At 44.1% G+C, this 5957-nt stretch carries 5 protein-coding genes and 1 pseudogene; 4 read left to right on the forward strand and 2 right to left on the reverse strand.

Going from position 1 to position 5957, the window contains the following annotated elements; translation table 11 throughout:
* Both H8S65_RS20955 and H8S65_RS20420 read left to right on the forward strand, forming a co-directional pair.
* Nucleotides 1–204: pseudogene (locus tag H8S65_RS20955) on the forward strand (hypothetical protein); the annotation flags it as partial.
* Nucleotides 165–428 (forward strand): hypothetical protein, encoded by a 264-nt coding sequence (locus H8S65_RS20420; protein WP_186931659.1) that lies wholly within the window; start codon nucleotides 165–167, stop codon nucleotides 426–428. The pseudogene H8S65_RS20955 and the gene H8S65_RS20420, both read left to right, overlap by 40 nt.
* Before the next feature lie 125 nt (nucleotides 429–553).
* Here H8S65_RS20420 and H8S65_RS20425 read toward each other — a convergent pair whose 3' ends face one another.
* Nucleotides 554–994: a DUF5053 domain-containing protein gene (locus H8S65_RS20425; protein WP_186931660.1), complete on the reverse strand. Its 441-nt coding sequence runs from the start codon at nucleotides 992–994 to the stop codon at nucleotides 554–556.
* Between the two features lie 66 nt (nucleotides 995–1060).
* A complete protein-coding gene (locus H8S65_RS20960; RefSeq protein WP_222616327.1) occupies nucleotides 1061–1234 on the reverse strand; it encodes a hypothetical protein in 174 nt (57 codons plus the stop codon).
* A gap of 103 nt (nucleotides 1235–1337) precedes the next feature.
* Here H8S65_RS20960 and H8S65_RS20430 point away from each other — a divergent pair, with 103 nt between their 5' ends.
* Both H8S65_RS20430 and H8S65_RS20435 read left to right on the forward strand, forming a co-directional pair.
* Nucleotides 1338–5405: a phage tail tape measure protein gene (locus H8S65_RS20430; RefSeq protein ID WP_186931661.1), complete on the forward strand. Its 4068-nt coding sequence runs from the start codon at nucleotides 1338–1340 to the stop codon at nucleotides 5403–5405.
* On the forward strand, nucleotides 5405–5812 hold the full coding sequence (locus tag H8S65_RS20435) for a hypothetical protein (protein WP_186931662.1): 408 nt from the start codon (nucleotides 5405–5407) through the stop codon (nucleotides 5810–5812). The genes H8S65_RS20430 and H8S65_RS20435 overlap by 1 nt, the downstream gene beginning before the upstream one ends.
* The last annotated feature ends 145 nt before the right edge of the window (nucleotides 5813–5957 follow it).

The raw sequence follows: 5957 nt of genomic DNA on the forward strand, positions 1-5957 counted from the left end.
GAAGCCCTGAAAGATAACTGTACATGGGAGGATATTTACATCCTTCTGAATGCCATCTTATACCGGATCGGTTGCAACCCTTTTTCTCGTACTATCATAGCGCTGGAAGCTGTGAGCCCGTTAAGCGAAGCGGAGATAATAGCCCTTCAAAGAAACAGCGAGACATGGAAGAAGAAGGCCCTCAAAGCAGCTTCATGTTCTTAGTGACCTGCAATGAGGCTTTTGGTTATTCCCATGACCGGATATTGGATAGTAGCTTTGTCCTGTTGGTCGGTATGCTCCGTGAACGGGGCTATCTGATGAACCGGCGAGCCAAAGATTTTCATTCGGAAGATACGCCGCCTAAAGAGGAAGAGGGAGAATGGGTTGAAATGGTCGATTTCGATACCGGTAAAAAGAAGCTGGTGAAGAAAGTTTCATCGGCATAGTTATATATTACATTGAGAGTAGAGAAAAGATTTTGTCATAGTGATGAATTTTGTATTTTAGCAAAAAAGCCCGGCAGACTGTGAAGTTAGCCGAGCTTTTGTTCTCTGTAAATGTGTCAAGATCTTCAGAGGGTTTGCTCGATAACCCGAGCTGTGCGTTCTATTTTTCCGCTAATATCGCGGAGTGCTTGTAATAATGTTTGTTTTTCTTCATGTGTAAACTGGGCTTCTTTGCCATGAATCATTAAACCGTTTATACGCTGGCTTAACCACGCACGACTTTTGTTGAAATAGGTACGAGCAATGTAAGACCAGGATACTGATTCATATATACCATCAAGTTTATTCCTAAGCATGTCATCAATCAGTTTATCGGCTCTTACGCAAGCTTTATTCGCTCCTTCGATAAAAGCTTCACTAACTAACTGCTTTTCTTCGTCGCTTTTTGAGTTGGCAAAAGCCTTCACTTCAGAACGAAACGCGTTACGTTCTTCGTCTGTATTCAGGAGCATGAATTTACTTTTCAATGCTTCCAGTTCCTGATTGATTTGATCCTTATTTGCCATATATTTTGTATTATAAAGTCTGGTGAAAAGATCTTTTAGAGAGTACCCCCGAAGGGGTACTAACTGTTAACCTTTCAACTTGAGTAACAATATCAACCGGTCTAAAAGCTGGTCGATTTGTTTTTCAAGTTCTCTTTCCGAGGTACTTTGTACTAAAATATCCCAGTAAAGAGAATAGAACAGAAGATTGTTCTTTTCATGTTCTATCAGAGCCTTTAGCTCATTTTGGTTATCATCCATCTAAAAGATCTTGACACTACAAAGATAGATAAACATTTGTTTATCTACAAGGTTTTTCATATTTATTTTACTCTTCTGTTTATATTTTACTATAAACATTTCTATGGGTATAGTAAACAGGGACGGAGCCTTATTTATGGCTACTGGTATCGATAATTCCGGCTTATACGCGGGAAAACGGGAAGCGATGGGAATTATCAAGACTTTGGCAAGTGAGGTTACATCTTTTGATATATTCGGCGGTATCGGTATCAGTGCGGCGACGGCATTCGCCAAGGCAGCCAAGAGTTCATACGATTTTGAAAAAGAGTTCCGCAAGAACATGCTGGAAGTGGCAACCATTTCCACGCAGGTGACGGACGACATGACCGGTTTTATGAATCAGGTCATGTCCATAACCCAAGAGATACCGATCAAGGCTCCGGAAGCAGCCAAAGCGCTCTATAGTATTGTTTCTGCCGGTCATGATGGGGCAGATGGCATGAAAATTCTGGAAGTCTCGGCTAAAGCTGCCGTGGGAGGGCTTACGGAAGCCGAGACGGCAGCCGATGCCATAACAACGATCCTGAATGCTTATAAGATGTCAGCGGAGGAGGCCGGTACGGTCTCGGATCAGCTTTTTACAACTGTCCGGTTGGGTAAGACTACCTTTGGCGAATTGGGGACTTCCATAGCCCAAGTTGCACCTATTGCGGCCGCATACGGGATTAGCATCGATCAAGTGTTGGGTGCAGTCGCTTCATTGACCAAACAGGGAACGCCGACAGCGCAGGCAATGACTCAAATCCGGGCTGCTATCCAGGGTACTGCCGGAGAACTTGGGGATGCAGCTTTCCAAGGTCGTACTTTCCAAGAAGCATTGCAGTTGATTAACGAGAAGGCCGGCGGTTCCGCCTCTAAGATGAAGGAAATGCTCGGTACGGATGAAGGGTTGGCAGCTACATTGGCTTTGACCGGAAAGAATGCAAAGTCGGCAGCGAGTGATCTCGGAGAGTTGCAGAGTTCTTTAGGGGCTACGGAAGCAGCGTTTGAGAAGATGGCGGATGAAGCCGGCAATCAAATGACGCTTTTGTCGAATAATATCCAGGCGGCTTTGCGTCCAATGGGAGAAGCCATATTGCAAGAAGTTTCAGAGATAGCAAAGTCATTTAATGAGGCTTTTGAAAGCGGAGATTTAGAACGTTCGCTTATGACATTGAAATCCTTGTTAGAGGTTTCGGCTGTAGCTTGGGGAACCTATAAAGTCGCTGTGGCAGGGACGGCAACAGTACATAATCTATATGTAAAATCACTTGCTTTGAGTCGTTTGGCAACAATACAGCATACGACAGTTACGAATATGCTTACAAAAGCATTCAATGCCCAAACTGCAGCGATGTTAAAGAATCCATATGCCATTATGGCGGCTGCTATTGCAGCGTTGGGCGTAGCGATGTATAAACTTTGGACTTATCAGACAAATGCTCAGAAACAACAAGAGAAACTGAACAAGACGTTTAATGAATTTACTGTAGAAGTAGCCAAAGAGGAACGTTCTCTAAGCAGCTTGTTTGAAGCATTGAGACATACAAACTCCGGAACTGAAGAACGGAAGAAGATGATAAAAGCAGTAAACGATCAGTATGGCCAATATCTTCCGAAACTATTGACAGAAAAGAGCAGTCTGGAAGAGATAAACGAGGCCTATTCAATAATCAATACTTCCATAAAGGAGCAGATCGCATTGAAGATTAAAAATTCAGCAACGGATGAGATTGTTACTTTCGGTCTGAAAGAACAGGTTTCGGCGGTGTCTGACATTCGCAAGTCATTAGCAGATAAGGTTAAGAATGTGGGTTTGGTAGATTCGATTGTGGAAGAAATCAAGCAGACGACCGATGAGTTCCAAAAAGCCGGTTCTACTTGGGAAAAAGCATGGCAACAATCTTATTTCAACATCCAACGTAAATATACCGGTAAAATAAAATTAGGTAACGATTTTGCTTCCTCAATGGAAGATTATGTTAAGAGTGTTTTCAACACGGAACAAGCTGTTTCTATGATTGAAAAACAATACGCCCCCTTTATTTCTAAAATCAAAGACTTAAATGGAGTAGTTGGTGAATCAACATCGGATGTAGAAACAAAAGTGGTCGTAAGTGAAGATGAAAAAGCATTAAAACTACGCAAAAAATTGACAGAACAATTATTGGACCTTCGCCGTCAAAACCAGCAATCTGAGATTGACTTGATGAAAGAAGGTTCCGACAAGAAGATTGCTCAAATAAACCTTGACTACGATAAGGAAATAACTGCCATACTCGCTAAAGAACAGGAATGGAGAGAGGCACAAGGCGGAAAGTTGACCAAAGAGCAGACGATTGAGATCCGAATAGCCAAGGTTAATGCCGGGGTCAAATTGGGAAATGCGACATCTGATATTACCCATGAGCAGATTGAAGCAGAAGAACGCGCCATGAACGAGTACCTGAAGGAATACGGCTCATATTTGGAAAAGCGTCAGGCTATTACGGAACTTTATAATGAGAAGATAGCAAAGGCCACAACGGAAGGAAAACGGCTTTCTCTTGGTGAAGAAATGAAGAAAGCTCTTGCCTCTGTTGACGATGAAGCTCAGAAGAAGACTTCTATCATCACTCGACTGTTCGCTGATATGAGCAAGAAGACAGTGGCCGATATTCGGACAATCGCTGATGAAGCGCAAAAGATGCTTGATTATATCAATGAAGGTGAGTTCAAGACTGATTCTAACGGAAAGGGCTTGTTTGGTTTAACAAAGGAGCAATTCGATATCCTCTCCAAGTCACCGGAAAAGTTACAGGCCATAAAGGACGAGATCAGCAACGTCAACAAGGAAGCTGATCAGATGGACACATCTTTCAACAAGATCGCAGGTGGCTTGGAAAAGGTGTTCTCAGCTGGTGATGATGCAAAGAAATTAAAAGAAGGGCTTGAAGAAATAGAGTCCGGACTTGGTGACGTGATGCAGGCCGGGCAATTCATCTCTAATACATTCTCGAAGCTCGGTGATTCGTTCGGAGGTGTATTCGGTGGGATAGCCGAAGGTTTCAGCGTGGCTATGGATACCGTAAGTTCGGCTATGGACGGAGCGAAAGCCGGCGCCATGTTCGGCCCTATCGGTTCAGCTGCCGGTGCTGCCATTGGTGTGGTCACGTCTTTGGCCGGCGCCATCGCCAAGATTCATGACGCTAAAAACGAGAAGCGCATTGAGCGGTTGCAGGATCAGATCGACACTTTGGATAAATCGTATGATAAACTGGAAAAGTCAATCGAAAAGGCTTATTCAAAAGATGCCTCCAAATTGATCGAGCAGAATAATAAGCTATTAGAACAGCAGAAGCTCCTTATCCAGCAGCAGATCCGTGAAGAACAGGATAAAAAGAAAACCGATGACAACCGCATCAAGGAATGGCAGAACCGGATCGATGAGATCAATGAAGCCATCGCCGATAACAAGGAGAAGGCCAAAGATGCCATCTTCGGAGAGGATTTAAAGTCGGCTATAGAGAATTTCGCAGATGCATACGCCGATGCATGGGCTTCCGGGGAAGATAGGGCGGAGTCGGCAAAGGAAACTGTCAAAAAGATGATGCAGCAGATGGTGACAACCTCTATAAAATCGGCTATCCAATCATCCAAGGCGATGGAGAAGATCCGTGACAAGCTGAAGGAGTTCTATGCCGACAACGTCCTTTCTGGTTGGGAACAGGATTATATCTACAATATGGCGGAAGAGTTACAGAGAGAATTGGACAGGCAGTTCGGCTGGGCTGATGATTTGATGAAGGATGAACAGATTACGGAAGAGGACGTTTCCGATAATTCCCTGAAAGGCGCGTATGCCAAAGCCTCACAGGAAAGCATAAACCTGTTGGCCGGACAAACCGGAGCAACCCGTGTGATCATGGAAGACATACGCGCTTCCATGCAGCCTATCCGTGAACAAATGAAGTTTATCTATGACTTGCAAAAAGAAGGTTGGCAGGATGTAAAGGCTATCCGGGACCTTACAGATAAGGTAAGCAAAAATACCGATCAGATCGCCGAGAACACGAAGGAGATCAAAGAGGTTGCCAGTAAGATATCTGAGAACACCAGGGGCACGGTTGATGCTTTGGAAGGTACTATTAACGTAAAAGTAAAAATGTGATGGACAAAGAGTTTTTTGAAATAGCAAATAGATTAGGCGTTTGCCGCCTTTTGCATGGCACAGAGAGTAAGGAAGACCTTATGCGCCTTCTCCTGACACCGCAGGGTACGGAGTTCTGCACGAAGAACAATTTCCCGTCTATGGAACAATTACGGGAGTTCCGGGGCGTGAAGGCTGAAAGCATGGGTATTTATATCGAGACGGATGTGGAACTGGTTAATCCGGTGAAGGTATTCCTGGCCGGTTCCAAGGCTATACTTCATTTTGATACGATCGGTCGCTACAATGTGATCCTGATGCACGGGGCGGAAGCCGAGATCCATGCGAGTAACTATGCCGTGGTGTTCGTAAAGAACGCGGGAGGTAAAACGATAACCCATAAGGATCATACAGCACTTATATTATGACAATAGACGGAAAAGACATATATACCGAATGGGGATGTAAGTTATTGGAAGGTTCTTTTGATGATCTTCTGAAATATCCCAAACGTAAGGCGGTCAAATATAACAACTGGGCGGAAGCCGACGGGATCGATCCCGATCTGTCGGT

The sequence above is a fragment of the Parabacteroides hominis genome (assembly GCF_014287585.1).
Classification (GTDB): Bacteria; Bacteroidota; Bacteroidia; order Bacteroidales; family Tannerellaceae; genus Parabacteroides; species Parabacteroides hominis.

What these genes read in the sequence shown, in the direction of transcription:
- H8S65_RS20420 (WP_186931659.1), top strand. Translation starts at nt 165, where the DNA reads ATGGAAGAAGAAGGCCCTCAAAGCAGCTTCATGTTCTTAGTGACCTGC.
- H8S65_RS20425 (WP_186931660.1), bottom strand. Translation starts at nt 994, where the DNA reads ATGGCAAATAAGGATCAAATCAATCAGGAACTGGAAGCATTGAAAAGT.
- H8S65_RS20960 (WP_222616327.1), bottom strand. Translation starts at nt 1,234, where the DNA reads ATGGATGATAACCAAAATGAGCTAAAGGCTCTGATAGAACATGAAAAG.
- H8S65_RS20430 (WP_186931661.1), top strand. Translation starts at nt 1,338, where the DNA reads ATGGGTATAGTAAACAGGGACGGAGCCTTATTTATGGCTACTGGTATC.
- H8S65_RS20435 (WP_186931662.1), top strand. Translation starts at nt 5,405, where the DNA reads ATGGACAAAGAGTTTTTTGAAATAGCAAATAGATTAGGCGTTTGCCGC.